The sequence below is a fragment of the Streptomyces chumphonensis genome (assembly GCF_014779715.1).
GTDB lineage: Bacteria > Actinomycetota > Actinomycetes > Streptomycetales > Streptomycetaceae > Streptomyces > Streptomyces chumphonensis.
On sequence record NZ_JACXYU010000014.1, the window covers coordinates 1 to 15,493 of the forward strand.

The window sequence follows — 15,493 nt, forward strand, 5'->3', positions numbered from 1 at the left end:
ACACGCCGCAACCACCGCCTGACAGCCGCAGACGCCCGAGCCGCTCCCGCCACCGGGCTGACGGAACCGCCGGTCGGTCCGTGTGGCGGGGACCGGATCAGCCACGCCGCGGCGCCCCGGCGGGCCGTGGTCCCGGGTTGCCGGGTCTGGCGGTGAGGGGGCGTTGCGGGGCCTACGCTGGGGCACGTGCAGGATGTGAGGCGGCCTCCCCACAGAGGGGGCTGCTTCACCGTGCCCCGTGCTTAGCCCGACAGCTCCAGAAAGCGCGCCGTGTTCCGCACCTACCTGTTGCCCGTCGAGACGGCGGTCACCCTCTTCCCGCTCGTCGCCGCCGCGATCCTGGTGCCGGCGGCCGTCCGCGGGTACCGCAGGCGTGGGCGGGCCGGGGGCTGGCCGGTCCTGGTGTTCTACAGCTTCGTCTTCTACCTGCTGGCCGCGCTGCTGCAGACCGTGATGCCGCTGCCCGCCGACACCGAGGCCCACTGCGCGAGGGTCCACTACGCCAGGGAACCGCAGTTGGAGCCCTTCGCCTTCCAGGCGTCGATCGCCTCGGCGAGCGGGGGCGACTGGTCGGCGGGGCAGTTGGTGGGGCTCGCACCGACCTGGACGACCCTGCTCAACCTCGTGCTGCTGCTGCCGTTGGGCGTCTACCTGCGCTACTACCTGCGGCAGCGGTTCCTGCCGGCGACGGTGCTCGCGTTCGCCACCTCGCTGTTCTTCGAGACCACGCAGTACACCGGCCTGTGGTTCGTCTACGCATGCCCGTACCGGCAGTTCAACGTCGACGACCTGATCCTCAACACGGCCGGCGCCGTGCTGGGCTGGTGGGCCGTGGGCCCCTTCCTGCGCCTGCTGCCCGTCAACGACCCCGACCGGGAACGCCGTCGCTACGCCGCGCGCATCACCCTGACGCGGCGGCTGCTCGCCCTGCTCACCGACCTGGCGGGCTGGCTCGTCGTCTGGACGCTGGCCATCGGGCTGCTTGGCGTCACCACGTCCTGGTACACCGGCCGCCAGTACGCGCTGCCACTCGGCGCGGCCCTGGGGCTGCTCTGGTTCTGGCTGCTGCCCGCCGTGTTCGCCACGACGCCGGGCAAGCGCGCGGTGCTGCTGCGCCTGGCCCGGTACGACGGCGCCCGGCCGGGCCCGCTCCGGCTGACGGCGCGCGCGTGCCTGCTCTACAGCCCGCTCGCCGTGGCCTGGACCGCCCTGGCCCACCGCACCGGCACCCTTGAGATCCCCGAGCTCGCCGGACGGCTGCTTCCGCACCTCACCGTGCTGCTCGTCCTGCTGGTGTGGGGCGCGCCGGGGTTGGCCTTCCTGCTCCGCAGGGAGCGGGGGGCCTGGTACGAGCGGTGGACGGACACGGTCGACACGGCGGTCCTGGAACGCGGCGCGACCCCGGTGCCGCCCCGGCGGGAGGCCGAGAAGGCGTATGCCCCGGCCGCTCCGAACGCCTCCGACGGCGAGCCCTGACGCCGCCGCGTCCAGCCCTCAGGTCGGGGACGGGGTGGGGGCCGAGGGGTGCACGGGGGCGTCGGGGACGTCGGCGGGGCGATCGGCGGCGAACTCCTTGCGCAGCACGGGGACGACCTGCTCGCCGAGCAGGTCGAGCTGTTCCAGGACCGTCGTGAGCGGCAGCCCGGCGTGGTCGAGGAGGAACAGCTGGCGCTGGTAGTGCCCGGCGTACGCCCGGAAGCCCAGCGTCCGTTCGACGACCTGGGCGGGCGAGCCGACGGTGAGCGGGGTGCGGGCGGCGAACTCCTCCAGCGTCGGGCCGCCGCCGTAGACCGGGGCGCGGTCGAAGTAGGGCCGGAACTCCCGCACGGCGTCCTGGCTGCGGGGGCGCATGAAGACGTGCCCGCCGAGCCCGACCACGGCCTGGTGGGCCGCGCCGTGGCCGTGGTGCTCGTAGCGGCGGCGGTAGAGCTCGACCATGCGGCGGGTGTGCGAGGGGGGCCAGAAGATGTGGTTGGCGAAGAACCCGTCGCCGTAGTAGGCGGCCAGTTCGGCGATCTCGGGCGTGCGGATGGAGCCGTGCCAGACGAACGGGGGCACGCCGCCGAGGGGGCGCGGCGCGAGCCGGAAGTCCCGCAAGGGGGTGCGCAGCCTTCCCTGCCAGGTGACGGTCTCCTCCCGCCAGAGCCGGTGCAGCAGCCCGTAGTGCTCGACGGTCAGGGGGAGCGCGTTGCGGATGTCCTGGCCGAACCAGGGGTAGACCGCCTCGGTGTTGCCCCGCCCGAGCATCAGGTCGACGCGTCCGTCGGCGAGGTGCTGGAGGACGCTGTAGTCCTCGGCGATCTTGACGGGGTCGTTGGTGGTGATGAGCGTGGTGGACGTCGAGAGGATGATGCGCTCGGTCAGGGCGGCGAGGTGGCCGAGCAGGGTGGTGGGTGAGGAGGGGACGAAGGGCGGGTTGTGGTGCTCGCCGGTCGCGAAGACGTCCAGGCCGACCTCCTCGGCCTTGCGGGCGATGGCGACGGTGGCCCGGATGCGTTCCGCCTCCGTGGGCGCGCGGCCCGTGGTGGGGTCCGGGGTGACGTCACCGACGGTGTAGATCCCGAACTGTGTGCCGGTCATGCGCGGGCCCTCCCGTGGGCTGCGATCCAGCCGGGTCGACGCGGACCGTCGCCGGTCCGGGCGGGCCGCCGCGCGGGGTCGTCCGCCGGTCTCCGGGCCGGCTCCGGAGGCGGTGCGTCACCCGGACACGACCTCCACCACCTATCGGTCGCGGCTCGTGGCCTCGTCGAGGACGAAGCCAAGGCCGACGCCGAGCAGCCAGACGTCCTTGGCCAGGGCGGTGCCCTCCTGGGTGGGGCGCAGGCTGCCCTCCTCGCGCATGCCGGGTGTGCGCAGGTACAGGCCGACCAGTCCGGCCGAGAACGCCGTGAGGGCGGCCCCGGCCAGGGCGGTCGGCACGACGGGCAGCAGCAGGGCCGCGCCGAGCGCCGTCTCCCCGGCGGAGAGCAGCCGGGCGAACGTCGTCGGGGGGAGCTTGTCCAGGAAGGGGTAGGCGTGGGTGGCCATGCCGTGGAGCCCGGCGGCGCTCTCCGGGTCCATGCGGCGTTTGCTGAGGCCGGAGTTGAGGATGAAGGCGCCCGTGGCGAGGCGCGGCGCCACGTGGCGGAGCTGGAGGGGCGGACGCATGGGACTCCCCGCGGTGCGGACGGACGGTGTCCCGGTCGAGCGTAGGACGGGGCCCGCGCGTGGGCAGCCGGAGCGCGTCCGTCCGGACGGGCGGGCGGGTCGGACGGGCGGGCGGGTCGGACGGGCGGACGGGCGGGCGGTCGGGCGGGCGGTCAGCGAGGCCGGTGGGCGTCAGGGGCGGGCGTCCGGGGGTGGGGGGAGGCAGTCGCGGACGGCGTCGCGGGCGGCCTCGCGGTCGGAGGGCACCAGGGCGATGCGGGTGCGGCGTTCGAGGAGGTCGGCCTCGTCGAGCGCGCCCTCGTGGCGCAGGCCGAAGCGCAGTTCGGCGCCGGTGATCCCGGCGGCCAGCGGGCGCAGGAGGTCGGGCCGCCCGGCGGCCTCGGCGAGGACGGCGGGGGCCTCCGTGCCGTAGCGGGCGACGAGCCGGGCGGGTGCGTCGACGCGGGCGAGCTCGGCGGGCGTGGCGGCGCCGACCAGCGGCAGGTTCCGCGTCCGGCACGGGCCCACGGGGAGACCGGCGTTGGCGGCTGCGGTGTCGACGGCGTCCTCGGCCATGCGCCGGTAGGTGGTGAGCTTGCCGCCGACGACGGTGATGACGCCGTCGCGCGAGGTGAGGACGGCGTGTCGGCGGGAGAGGTCGGCGGTGCTGCCCGCGCGGGCCTGGAGGAGGGGCCGCAGCCCGGCGAAGGTGCCGATCACGTCGGTGCGGAGCAGCGGGGTCGCGAGGACGGAGTTGACGATGTCCAGGAGGAAGACGACGTCGCTCTCGGGGGCGGTGGGGACGTCGGGGAGCGGGCCGTCGAGGGGTTCGTCGGTGAGGCCGACGTAGACGCGCCCGTCGGACTGCGGCAGGACGAGGGCGAACCGGCCGCGCGCGCCGGGCACGGGGATCGTGAGCGCGCTGCGCAGACCGCCGAAGGCGGCTCCGGGGAGCACGAGGTGGGTGCCCCGGCTCGGGCGCAACCGGACGTCGGGGACGAGCCGGTCGGCCCAGACCCCGGTGGCGTTGACGACGGCGCGGGCGCGGAGCTCGACGCGCTCACCGGTCGCCGTGTCGCGCAGGACCGCGCGGTCGCCGTGCAGTTCCTCGGCGGCGCAGCGGGTGAGGACGCGGGCGCCGTGGGCGGCGGCGGTGCGGGCGAGGCCGACGACGAGACGGGCGTCGTCGACGAGTTGCCCGTCGTGGGCGAGGTGGCCGCCGCGCAGCCCGTCGGGTCGCAGGCCGGGTGCGAGTTCCAGGGCGCGGCGGCGGGAGACGCGGCGGGCGGCGGGGAGGGTGCGCCCTGAGGTGCCGGCGCTGAGCCGCAGGGCGTCGCCGAGGAGGAATCCGGCGCGCAGGACGGCGGAGGCGGGCCGGGGGACGCCGGGGTGCAGCGGCAGCAGCATGGGCAGGGCGCGCACGAGGTGGGGCGCGGTGCGGGTGAGGAGGAGGTGGCGTTCGCGGGCGCTCTCGTGGGCGATGCCGAGTTGCCCGGTGGCCAGGTAGCGCAGGCCGCCGTGGACGAGTTTGGAGCTCCACCGGCTGGTGCCGAAGGCCAGGTCGTGCCGCTCGGCGAGGACGACGGTCAGGCCGCGCGCGGCGGCGTCGAGGGCGATGCCGGTGCCGGTGACGCCGCCGCCGACGACGACGAGGTCGACGTGCGGGCGTTCGCCGAGTGCTTCGAGGTCGCGGCGGCGGCGGGCGGCGTTGAGGGAGGCGCGGGGGTCGGCGGTGGTCACGGGGTGTCCTCCTCGGGACGGAGGTAGGCGTCGAGCAGGCGGCGCAGCTCGGCGGTGAGCCGGGGCAGCGGCAGGACGTCGTCGACGAGCCGCCAGGACTGGACGGTGGTCTGCACGACGAGGAGGACCATGCGGGCGAGTTCGGCGGGTTCGCCGTCGCGGATGGACCCGTCGGCCTGCCCGGCGCGCACCTGCTCCTCGGTGAAGCCCAGGGCGTCGCGCTGGCTGGAGCCGAGCCGCTGGAAGGTGTAGGTGACCAGGACCTCGGGCTCGGTGTCGAGGATGCGGGCGAGCAGGGCGTGGTCGCGCAGCGCGGTGACGATGTGCGCGGCGCCGGCGACGAGCCGGGTGCGGCCGTCGTGGCCCTCGGCGGCGGCGCGGGGGACGGCGGCCAGGGTGACGGCGCGCATTTCGCGGGTGAGGAGGTCGCCGACGAGGGTGTCGATGTCGCGCCAGCGCCGGTAGATCGTGGGTCTGCTGACCCCGGCGCGGCGGGCGACGTCGGTGAGGGTGAGGCGGCGCAGTCCGAAGGTGGCGATGGCCTCGTGGGCGGCGTCCAGAAGGGTCTCCGCGAGGGGGTCGGGGCCCGCCTCCCGGTCGCGGGCTTCGGCGTCGACCCCGTCACCGTCGTTACTGATTGACATCATATGCAAGACTGTAACGCATGACGAAACCGAGCCGCCGCGTCGCGCCGATGTCCTGGAACGCCTGGGGCGACCCCGCACACGCCACGTCCCTGCCCGAGTCGGTGCGCGCCCTGGTCGCCGACGTGCTCGGGGCGCCCCCGTGCCCGAGCCCGAGCGTCGCCCGGGAGGAGCTGGAGCTGCCGCCGAGCGCACTGCCCGCCGCCGCCCGCACGGCGCTGGAGGCGGCGGTCGGCGCGGCGCACGTCGTCACGGACGACGCCGAGCGCGTCCTGCACACCGGCGGCAAGAGCACGCCCGACCTGCTGCGCCGCCGGGCCGGTGACGTGGCCGCCGCCCCGGACGCCGTCGTCCTGCCCGCCGACCACGCGGAGGTGGGTGCGGCCCTGCGGGCCTGCGCCGACCACGGCGTGGCCGTCGTCCCGTTCGGCGGCGGCACGAGCGTCGTGGGCGGGGTGGAGCCGCTGCGCGGCCGTTTCGGCGCCCTCGTCGCGCTCGACCTGCGGCGGCTGGACCGGCTGGTGGCCGTCGACGAGGTGGCCCGGACGGCCACCCTCCAGGCCGGGCTGCGCACGCCGGAGGCCGAGGAACTGCTGGCCGCGCACGGCCTGACCCTCGGGCACCAGCCGCAGAGCTACGAGTACGCCACCATCGGCGGTTACGCGGCCACCCGCTCCTCCGGCCAGTCCTCGGCCGGGTACGGGCGCTTCGACGCCATGGTGCTCGGTCTCAGGGCCGCCACCCCGCGCGGGACGCTCGACCTCGGCCGCTCCCCCGGCACCGCCGCCGGGCCCGACCTGCGGCAGCTCCTGCTCGGCTCCGAGGGCACGCTCGGCGTCATCACCGAGGTGACGCTGCGGGTGCGGCCACTGCCGGAGGCGCGGCTGGACGAGGCGTGGGCCTTCCCCGACTTCGCCACCGGCACCGCCGCGCTGCGCGCCCTGGCGCAGGGCGGCACCCGCCCCACCCTCGTGCGGCTCTCCGACGAGACGGAGACCTTCGTGAACGCCGCGCTCTCGGGCCGGGAGGCCGTCCCCGGCTGCCTGGCCGTCGTCGCGCACGAGGGCACCGCGGAGCAGGCCGCCGCCGTGCGGGAGCTGACCGCCGCCACACTGCGGGCCGCCGGGGGCACGGAGCTGGGCGGGGAGCCCGTCGCGCACTGGCGGCACAGCCGCTACTCCGGCCCGTACCTGCGCGACGCCCTGCTGGACGCCGGCATCCTCGCCGAGACCCTGGAGACCGCCACCACCTGGTCGGCGCTGCCCGGGCTGCGGCAGGCCGTCACCGACGCGCTCACCGGCGCCCTGACGACGGCGGGCGGGCCACCCGTCGTGACCTGCCACATCTCACACGTCTACCCCGAGGGCGCCTCCCTCTACTTCACCGTCGTGGCCGCCTCCGGCGCGGACCCGGCGGCCCGGTGGCACAGCGCGAAGCGGGCGGCCGGGGACGCGATCGCGGCGTGCGGCGCTACCATCAGCCACCACCACGCCGTCGGCACCGACCACCTGCCCTGGATGGAGGCCGAGGTCGGCGCGCTCGGACTGGAGGTGCTGCGGGCGGTGAAGGACGTGCTGGACCCGGCCGGGGTCCTCAACCCGGGCAAGCTCGTCCCGGAGCTGCCGTGAGCACCGGCGGCCCCGGCGCGGCGCGGCCCCGCCGGATGACCCTCCTGGTCAACCCGGCCTCCGGTGGCCGGGCCGGGGAGCAGGTCGCCGCCTCGGCGGCCCGGCGGCTCCTGGCCCACGGCGTCGAGGTGGACGTCGTCGCCGGGCGGGACGCGGCCGAGGCCCGCGCCCGGGCGGCGGCGAGCGTCGCCGCCGGGGCCGACGTGCTCGCGGTGGCCGGCGGGGACGGCATGGTGCACCTGGCGCTCCAGGAGGTCGCGGGCACGGGGACCGCGCTGGCCGTGCTGCCCTGCGGCACCGGCAACGACTTCGCGCGCGTCCTCGGCATACCGCGCACGGACCCGACGGCGGCGGCGGAGGTGCTCCTCGGCGGCCACCGCCGCAGGCTCGACCTCGGCCGCTGCACCGAGCGGTCCGGCGCCGCGCCCGCGTCCCGCTGGTTCGCCACCGTGGTCACCAGCGGATTCGACTCGCTCGTCCTGGAGCGGGCCAACCGCATGACCTGGCCGCGCGGCCAGGCCCGCTACCGGCTGGCCGTCCTCGCCGAGCTGGGCGTCCTGCGGCCCCGGGCGTTCACCCTGGAGGTGGACGGACGGCGCGAGGAGCTGGAGGCGACGCTGATCGCCGTCGGCAACACGACGACGTACGGCGGCGGCATGCCGATCTGCCCGCACGCCGTCCCGGACGACGGTCTGCTCTCCGTCACCGTCGTCCCGGCGCTGACCCGGGCCCGGCTGGTGCGTTCCTTCCCGCTGATGCAGCGCGGCGCGCACGTGGAGCGGCCGAACGTGCGGACCTTCCACGCCCGCAGCGTGGCGCTGGACACGCCGGACATGCTGGCCACCGCCGACGGGGAGCCGCTGGGACGGCTGCCGGTGGCCGTCGAGGCGGTGCCCGGGGCGGTCGACGTCATCGTGCCGGCGCCGGTTGTCGGTGCGGGGGACTAGCCTGCGTCGACATGAGCTACGCAGAGGTCCGGGAGCTGCAGAACGCGCTGAGCACCGCGAACGACATCGCCTTCAACCTGGACGGGCAGCCGCCCGCCGACCAGCTCGCCGAGGTGGCGGACGCCTTGGCGCGCGCGCTCGGCGCCGTCCGGGCCATCCAGTCCGCCCGGAGCGGGACGACGGGCTGCCGCGAGCACCCGATGGGCGCCGTCGACCCGCTGTACGGCGACAAGGACGACCCGCTGCCGCCCGGCTGGGGCAAGTGCCTGCTGTGCAACGACCGCCGCCGCCGGGCCATGACCGACCGCCGCCGCTACCACCGCTGACGGCGGGCGCGGGCGCACCGGGGCCGTGCGTGGGGGCCGTGCGTGGGGGCCGTGCGTCAGAACACCGACCAGTCGGAGCGTTCGGTGAAGTCCTCCAGGGCGGCCATGGCGCCCACCGAGTTCCCGACGGCGTCCAGCCCCGGGCTCCACGCGCACACCGCGCCCCGGCCCGGCACGATGGCCAGGATGCCGCCGCCCACGCCGCTCTTGCCGGGCAGCCCCACACGGTAGGCGAAGTCCCCGGCGGCGTCGTACGTCCCGCAGGTCAGCAGCACCGCGTTGATCCGCTTGGCGTCGCTGCGGCTCAGCAGCCTGCTGCCGTCGGCGCGCAGCCCGTGCCGGGCGAGGAAGCCCCCCGCCAGCGCCAGGTCGCGGCAGTCGGCCGTGACGGAGCAGTGCGCGAAGTAGTGCGCCAGGACCTCGTCGACCGGGTTGTGCAGGTTGCCGAAGGAGGCCATGAAGTGGGCCAGCGCCGCGTTGCGGTGGCCGTGTCCGGCCTCCGAGGCGGCCACGGCCGGGTCGACGGCGATGTCCGGGTTGCCGGACTCGGCGCGCAGGAAGTCCACCACCGCCCCCTGCGCGTCGCCCGTGAGGCTCAGCAGGGCGTCGGTGGTGACCAGCGCCCCCGCGTTGATGAACGGGTTGCGCGGGACGCCCTGCTCCGACTCCAGCTGGATGAGGGAGTTGAACGGGTTGCCCGACGGCTCACGGCCCACCCGGCGCCACAGGCTCGTCCCGCCGTGCGCGAGGGCGAGGGCGAGGACGAAGAGCTTGGAGACGCTCTGCACGGAGAACGGCTTGCGCCACTCCCCCACGCCGTGCACCTCGCCGTCCACCGTGGCCAGCGCCATCCCGAAGTCGTTCGGATCGGCGCAGGCCAGCGCGGGGATGTAGTCGGCCGGGACGCCGCGCCCCAGCACCCGCGCCGCCACGTCCCTGGACCGCTCCAGCAGCTCGTCGTAGTTCACCGGCCCATTGTGTCCGCCGTGCGCGCGGTGGGGCGGCAGGGGTCCGGGCGGCCGGGGTCTCGGGTGCGGCCCGGCGTCGTCAGCGGTCGATGACGCGCATCTCGAACCACGTGGTCTTCCCGCGCGGCAGCAGGTCCACGCCCCAGCGGTCGGAGAGCTTCTGGACGAGGAGCAGCCCGCGCCCGCTGACGTCCAGATCCCGCACGGGCAGCAGGCAGGGCAGCCCCCGGGACGGGTCGCGCACCTCGACCCTGATCCAGTTGCCGCGCCGGAACATGCGCAGGGAGAAGTGCTCGGCGCCGGTGTGCCGGACGGCGTTGCCCACCAGCTCCGAGACGAGCAGCACGCCGTCGTCGGTGACGGTGGCCGGCAACCGCCACCGGACGTGCAGGACGGACGCGGCCAGCCGCCGCGCGAGCGCCGCCGACTCGGGACGGTTGCGGAAGTCCACCGGCGCCACGGTCGGGTCGCCCAGCAGTTCCAACGCGCTGTGTTCGGCCGCGTCCGCGACGTCCCGGGCCGCCCGCGACGCCGTCTCCTCCAGTCCCGCCATGGCCCCCATCATGGCGGGGATCGCGCCCCGGCGTGGGCGACTCCGCCGAATCGGCGGCCGCCCGCCGCCCGTTCACGGCGACGCGGGCTTGAGCGGATCGTGCCCGAGGCTCATGAGCCGGAAGCGCCGGTCCTCGTGGCCCGCCGTCGGTTCCAGGTCCGCGCGGCACCGGGAGTTGACGGTGTCGATGACGTCGCGCATGACGGCGAGGTCGGCGTCCGTCAGGTCGACCCGGCGCTTGCGCAGGATGGCCAGGACGTGCCGGCCCGTCTCGCCGCCGGCCTGGTCCGGGACGTCCTCGGCGCGCTCCGAGGCGGCCTCGGTGCGCAGCCAGTCGCTCAGCTCCTGGGAGGTCATGTTCACGATGCGGTGGAACTCGTCCCACAGCACGTCCCGCTCGATCGGGGAGATGTCCGACACCGTCTCGCTCCTCCTCACGCCGCGTGCGGCAGCGCGTCCATCTCGGCGGCGGGCAGTTCCGTCGCGTACACGCTGGTGCCCGGCTGGTGCCTGCGTCCGCCCTGGCCGAGGTTCCCGGCGATAACGGGGTCGAGGCCGATGTCGCGCGTGAGCCCGGCGCCGACCGCCTTGGCCCGGTCGTCGCTGCCGGAGAGCGGCACCGCCACGGGCGGGACGCCGTCGCTCCGGTGCGCGTGGTCGCGCAGCCGCCGCCACGGCAGGGTGTTGAAGGCCTTGACCAGGTTGCTGCCGGCGGTACGCATGCGGCCCCGGGTGCCCCCGGGCGCGGGGGACGAAACGGGCCCGGCACCCCGCGCGCGGGGTGCCGGGCCCTGGCCGGAGCCGGTGGCTCAGCGGAACGTCGCCTTGCCGGGGCCGTCCTCGACGAAGCTGCGCATGCCGATCTCGCGGTCCTCGGTGGCGAACAGCCCGGCGAACCAGTTCCGTTCGATGGCCAGGCCCGTGTCGATGTCGGCCTCTAGGCCGAAGTCCACGGACTCCTTGGCCGCGCGCAGGGCGATGGCGGGGCCCTTCGCGAGCCGCGCCGCCCAGGCGTGGGCCGCCTCGTACACCTCCGCGGCGGGAACGACCCGGTCCACCAGGCCCATGGTCAGCGCCTCCTCGGCCCGCACCTGGCGGCCGGTGAAGATGAGGTCCTTGGCCCGCGAGGGCCCGACCAGCCGGGAGAGCCGCTGGGTGCCGCCCGCGCCGGGGATGAGGCCCAGCAGGATCTCGGGCTGGCCCAGCTTGGCGTTGTCGGCGGCGATCCGGATGTCCGCGCTCAGGGCCAGCTCGCAGCCGCCGCCCAGCGCGTACCCCGTCACCGCCGCGACGACCGGCTTGGGGATGCGGGCGACGGCGGTGAACGCGTCCTGGAGGTCGCGGGCGCGCGCCACCATGGCCGCGTGGTCCATCTCCCGCATCTCCTTGATGTCCGCCCCGGCCGCGAACACCTTCTCCCCGCCGTAGAGGACCACGGCCCGCACGTCGTCGCGGCGGGTGACCTCCCCGGCCAGCTCGCGCAGCCGGTCCTGGGTGGCGATGTCGAGCGCGTTCATCGGCGGACGGTCCAGCCGGAGGGTGCCGACGCCGTCGGCCACTTCGAGGTTCACAGTCATGGCGGCAGGGTAACGCCCGTTAACCCGCGTGTCCCCCGCCGCCGGTGGTGACGTGTGCCGACGCCCCTCCCGGCAGCCGGGAGGGGCGTCGTCGCGGGCGGGCGGCGGTCTACCGGCCCCACTCGCTCCAGTCCAGGTTCCAGCCGTTGAGGCCGTTGTCCGGGGCGATCGTCTTGTCCTGGCTGTTCTTCACCACGACGACGTCGCCGATCATGGAGTGGTCGTAGAACCAGGCGGCGTCGGCCGCGGGGTCCCCGCCGCCCCGCTGGTCGAACAGGCCGACGCACCCGTGGCTGACGTTCCGCGCGCCGAACGTGGAGCGGCCCGCCCAGTAGTTGCCGTGCACGAAGGTGCCCGAGGTCGACAGCCGCATGGCGTGCGGGACGTCCTTGATGTCGTACTCGCCGCCGAAACCGACCGTGTCACCGTTCATGCGGGTCACTTCGTGCTTCTCGCTGATGACCATCTGACCGTTCCAGGTCGGGGTCTGCGGCGAGCCGGCCGTGATGGGGAGGGTCTTCCAGACCTCGCCGTCCCGCTCCACCGTCATCGTCTTCTTCTTCGCGTCCACCGTGGAGACCATCGAACGTCCCACCGTGAAGGTGACGTCCTTGTTCTGGGTGCCGTAGACGCCGTCGGCCGCCTCGACGCCGCCCAACCGCAGGCTCAGCGTCACCTCGGTGCCCGGCTCCCAGTAGTCCTCGGGCCGGAAGTCCAGCCGCTGGTTCCCGAACCAGTGCCCCCGGACCTCCACGGCCGGGTCGGCGGTGACCTCGACGCCGCCCGCGACCGCGTCGCGGTCCTCCACCGGGCGGCTGAAGCGCAGCGACACCGGCATCCCGACGCCGACGGTCGAACCGTCCTCGGGCGTGAAGTAGCCGATGAAGGTGTCCCGCGCGACGACGGTGGTGAACGTGGCGGTCTTGGCCGCCGTGCGCCCCTCGGCGTCCCGCGCCACGGCGTTGACGTGGTACTCCGTCCCCGTCGCCAGCGCCCGCTTCGGCTTCCAGGACGCGCCGTCCTCGCCGATGCTCCCCTCGACGGCCTCGCCCTCGGAGGACTCCACCGTCACGTCCGTCAGCGCGCCGCCCCGCGCCGTCACCTTCAGCGCTCCCGTGGTGGCCACGTCCTCCGCGCCGTGCCGCGGGGCGATGTCGACCGTCGCCCGCGACGGCCCGTCGGCGACCTCGGCCGCCTTGCCGGGCTTCTCGCCCCCGCCGTTCGCCTCGTCCTCGCCGCAGCCGGTCGCCAGCAGCGTCAGCCCCAGCAGCACCGCGACCAGACCCCGTCCCGCCGGGCCCTTCCGTCCTCCACGACCCCGCACTGCGCGGCCGTCCCGCACCCGTATACCCCGCACCCGTTCATCCGCCTTCGCCTGTGGCTCCCCGACCGCCCCCCACGGCGGCCCGTCGCGCCTGGATCGCGCGCACGGCACCGAGTCAACCGGAGAAAGATCACAGCCGGGCCCCGCGGTGTGTCACCGTTCCGTCCCAGAATCCGCGGGCCGCCCCGGACGCCCGGCGGTCCGGTTGGCGCAATCGACGGCCCTCCGGGGTGAGCGCGGGCGCGAGCGAGGGAAGAATCGCGAGGAGACCCACCCGCCGGGGGAGGCCAGCCGATGACGCAGGAGCCGGGGAGCACGGCGCTCGGGGAGCGTGACCACGAACCGCGCCGCACCACCGCCGAGCCCGGGCCGGACGCGCACCGGACACCTCGCGTGGGCGGGCGCCCGGTGCGCGGGACGGAGCCCGGCGGCGCGCGGCAGGACGTCTGGCCGGGCAGCCCCCAGCCGCTCGGCGCGCGCTACCGCAGCGGGCCCGGCGGCCTGCCGGGCACGAACTTCGCCCTGTGGGCCGGCGGCGCCGAACGCGTCGACCTGTGCCTCTTCGACGACGCCGGCCGGGAGACGCGGCACCCCCTCACCGAGCTCACGCACGAGATCTGGCACGGCTTCCTCCCCGGCGTCCACCCCGGACAGCGCTACGGCTACCGGGTGCACGGGCGCTGGGACCCGTGGTCCGGCGCCCGCTGGAACCCGGCCAAGCTGCTGCTGGACCCCTACGCCCGGGCGGTGGACGGCGACTTCGCCCTACCGCCGGAGGTCTACGGGCACGTCCGCGACTGGCCGCACCAGCACCTCGCCGACACCGTGCGCGACGAGCGCGACTCCGCACCGTTCGTGCCCAAGGGCGTCGTCGTGCACGACGGCGCCCCGGCCGGGCCGCCCGGCAGCCCGCCCGACGACGACTGGCGCGACGACCGGCGCCCGAAGACCCCGTGGGCGGACACCGTCCTGTACGAACTGCACGTGCGCGGGTTCACCATGCGCCACCCCGACGTGCCCGCACACCTGCGCGGCACCTACGCGGGCCTGGCGCACCCGGCCGCGATCGACCACCTCTCCCGACTCGGCGTCACGGCGGTGGAACTGCTGCCCGTCCACCAGTTCGCACACGAGGACCACCTGCTGCGGCGCGGCCTGCGCAACTACTGGGGCTACAACTCCATCGGCTACTTCGCCCCGCACGCCGCCTACGCCGCCTCCGGCACCCGCGGCCAGCAGGTGGGCGAGTTCAAGCGCATGGTGCGGGCCCTGCACGCCGCCGGCATCGAGGTCATCCTCGACGTCGTCTACAACCACACCGCCGAAGCCGGTGAGCTGGGCCCCATGCTGAGCCTGCGCGGCATCGACAACCGCGGCTACTACCGCCTCGCGGGCGACCCCCGCCGCTACGCCGACTACACCGGCTGCGGCAACACCCTGCACGTCGTGCAGCCCCAGGTGCTGCGCCTCATCACCGACTCGCTGCGCTACTGGGTGCAGGAGATGGGCGTCGACGGCTTCCGCTTCGACCTCGCCGCCGCCCTGGCCCGGTCCATGCACGACGTCGACATGCTCTCCCCCTTCCTCGCCGTCATCGCCCAGGACCCCGTGCTGCGCCGCGTCAAGCTCATCGCCGAACCGTGGGACGTCGGCAACGGCGGCTACCAGGTCGGCGCGTTCCCGCCGCTGTGGACGGAGTGGAACGACCGCTACCGCGACGCCGTGCGGGACTTCTGGCGCGGCGCCCTCCCCGACGTCCGCGACCTCGGCTACCGCCTCTCCGGCTCCAGCGACCTCTACGCCTGGGGCGGGCGCCGTCCCTACGCCTCCGTCAACTTCGTGACCGCCCACGACGGGTTCACCCTCCGCGACCTGGTCACCTACCACCACAAGCGCAACCTGGCCAACGGCGAGGACAACCGCGACGGCACCTCGGACAACCGCTCCTGGAACTGCGGCGCCGAGGGCGAGACCACCGACCCCGACGTGACGGCGCTCCGCCGCCGCCAGCTCCGCAACCTGACGACGACCCTGCTGCTCTCCACCGGCGTCCCCATGCTCGTCGCCGGGGACGAGATGGGCCGCACCCAGAGCGGCAACAACAACGCCTACTGCCAGGACAACGAGACCGGCTGGGTCGACTGGAGCCTGCTCGACGAGCCCGGCTGGCGCGCCCTGTTCGACCTGACCGCCCGCCTCGTCCGGCTGCGCCGCGACCACCCCGTGCTGCGCCGCCGGGCGTTCTTCTCCGGCCGCCCCCACGGCCCCGACGGCCTCCGCGACCTGGCCTGGTTCACCCCGCAGGGCACCGAGATGACCGAGCCCGACTGGTACGCGCCCGGCGCCACGCTCGGCATGTACCTCTCCGGACACGACATCCCCAGCCGCGACGAACGCGGCCAACCCGTCACCGACGACAGCTTCCTCGCCGTCCTCCACGCCGGCCCCGAACCGGCCGCCTTCCCCCTCCCCGGCCCGCCCTGGGCAACGGCCTACGAACTCGTCGTCGACACCGCACGCGAGACCCAGGACGACGCCCCCGGCACCATCCACCCGGCCGGCACCCGCGCCACCCTCCCACCCCGCTCCCTCCACCTCTACCGCACCCTCCCCTGACCCTCGGTCGCCGCGACGCGCTGGCGTCCTGGCGTCGACTGACA

General features: G+C 75.3%; 15 protein-coding genes. 5 read left to right on the top strand and 10 right to left on the bottom strand.

Annotated elements, in window-relative coordinates; genetic code table 11:
* The first annotated feature begins 270 nt into the window (after positions 1–270).
* On the top strand, positions 271–1,476 hold the full coding sequence (locus tag IF129_RS21340) for a VanZ family protein (protein ID WP_191211396.1): 1,206 nt from the start codon (positions 271–273) through the stop codon (positions 1,474–1,476).
* 18 nt (positions 1,477–1,494) lie between these two features.
* Here IF129_RS21340 and IF129_RS21345 read toward each other — a convergent pair whose 3' ends face one another.
* The 4 genes from IF129_RS21345 to IF129_RS21360 all read right to left on the bottom strand — a co-directional run bounded on the left by IF129_RS21345 (position 1,495) and on the right by IF129_RS21360 (position 5,513).
* Positions 1,495–2,580: a CE1758 family FMN-dependent luciferase-like monooxygenase gene (locus IF129_RS21345; protein ID WP_191211397.1), complete on the bottom strand. Its 1,086-nt coding sequence runs from the start codon at positions 2,578–2,580 to the stop codon at positions 1,495–1,497.
* Between the two features lie 141 nt (positions 2,581–2,721).
* Complete coding sequence (locus IF129_RS21350; protein ID WP_191211398.1) at positions 2,722–3,147, bottom strand: hypothetical protein; 426 nt, start codon at positions 3,145–3,147, stop codon at positions 2,722–2,724.
* A gap of 171 nt (positions 3,148–3,318) precedes the next feature.
* Positions 3,319–4,866, bottom strand: a complete 1,548-nt coding sequence (locus IF129_RS21355; RefSeq protein ID WP_191211399.1) for a glycerol-3-phosphate dehydrogenase/oxidase — start codon at positions 4,864–4,866, stop codon at positions 3,319–3,321.
* The gene (locus IF129_RS21360) at positions 4,863–5,513 is read right to left on the bottom strand and encodes a TetR/AcrR family transcriptional regulator (RefSeq protein WP_191211400.1); all 651 of its coding nucleotides are present in this window, start codon (positions 5,511–5,513) and stop codon (positions 4,863–4,865) included. Before IF129_RS21360 ends, IF129_RS21355 begins: the two co-directional genes overlap by 4 nt.
* A gap of 47 nt (positions 5,514–5,560) precedes the next feature.
* Here IF129_RS21360 and IF129_RS21365 point away from each other — a divergent pair, with 47 nt between their 5' ends.
* Genes IF129_RS21365 through IF129_RS21375 form a run of 3 tightly spaced genes read left to right on the top strand, consistent with a single transcriptional unit; the run spans position 5,561 to position 8,411 of the window.
* Entirely contained in the window at positions 5,561–7,138 is a 1,578-nt protein-coding gene (locus tag IF129_RS21365; RefSeq protein ID WP_191211510.1) for an FAD-binding oxidoreductase, read from the top strand.
* Positions 7,135–8,085, top strand: coding sequence for a diacylglycerol kinase (locus tag IF129_RS21370; protein ID WP_318153876.1), 951 nt, complete (start codon positions 7,135–7,137; stop codon positions 8,083–8,085). Before IF129_RS21365 ends, IF129_RS21370 begins: the two co-directional genes overlap by 4 nt.
* 11 nt (positions 8,086–8,096) lie before the next feature.
* Positions 8,097–8,411, top strand: coding sequence for a hypothetical protein (locus IF129_RS21375; protein ID WP_191211401.1), 315 nt, complete (start codon positions 8,097–8,099; stop codon positions 8,409–8,411).
* Positions 8,412–8,467: 56 nt separating this feature from the next.
* Here the strand turns inward: IF129_RS21375 and IF129_RS21380 are convergent, their stop codons facing one another.
* The 6 genes from IF129_RS21380 to IF129_RS21405 all read right to left on the bottom strand — a co-directional run bounded on the left by IF129_RS21380 (position 8,468) and on the right by IF129_RS21405 (position 12,791).
* Complete coding sequence (locus IF129_RS21380) at positions 8,468–9,379, bottom strand: glutaminase (protein WP_191211402.1); 912 nt, start codon at positions 9,377–9,379, stop codon at positions 8,468–8,470.
* 79 nt (positions 9,380–9,458) lie between these two features.
* Positions 9,459–9,932: an ATP-binding protein gene (locus tag IF129_RS21385; protein ID WP_318153877.1), complete on the bottom strand. Its 474-nt coding sequence runs from the start codon at positions 9,930–9,932 to the stop codon at positions 9,459–9,461.
* 72 nt (positions 9,933–10,004) lie between these two features.
* Positions 10,005–10,352 carry a DUF3140 domain-containing protein gene (locus IF129_RS21390; RefSeq protein ID WP_191211404.1) on the bottom strand — a complete coding sequence of 116 codons (348 nt, stop codon included), beginning with the start codon at positions 10,350–10,352 and terminating at the stop codon, positions 10,005–10,007.
* Positions 10,353–10,366: 14 nt separating this feature from the next.
* The gene (locus IF129_RS21395; RefSeq protein WP_191211405.1) at positions 10,367–10,654 is read right to left on the bottom strand and encodes an NAD(P)-binding domain-containing protein; all 288 of its coding nucleotides are present in this window, start codon (positions 10,652–10,654) and stop codon (positions 10,367–10,369) included.
* Positions 10,655–10,741: 87 nt separating this feature from the next.
* On the bottom strand, positions 10,742–11,509 hold the full coding sequence (locus IF129_RS21400; protein ID WP_191211406.1) for an enoyl-CoA hydratase/isomerase family protein: 768 nt from the start codon (positions 11,507–11,509) through the stop codon (positions 10,742–10,744).
* Between the two features lie 109 nt (positions 11,510–11,618).
* Complete coding sequence (locus tag IF129_RS21405) at positions 11,619–12,791, bottom strand: L,D-transpeptidase (protein WP_224755370.1); 1,173 nt, start codon at positions 12,789–12,791, stop codon at positions 11,619–11,621.
* A 336-nt stretch (positions 12,792–13,127) separates the two neighbouring features.
* Between IF129_RS21405 and glgX the strand changes: the two genes are divergently transcribed.
* Positions 13,128–15,449, top strand: coding sequence for a glycogen debranching protein GlgX (gene glgX / locus IF129_RS21410; protein ID WP_191211407.1), 2,322 nt, complete (start codon positions 13,128–13,130; stop codon positions 15,447–15,449).
* Positions 15,450–15,493: the final 44 nt, after the last annotated feature.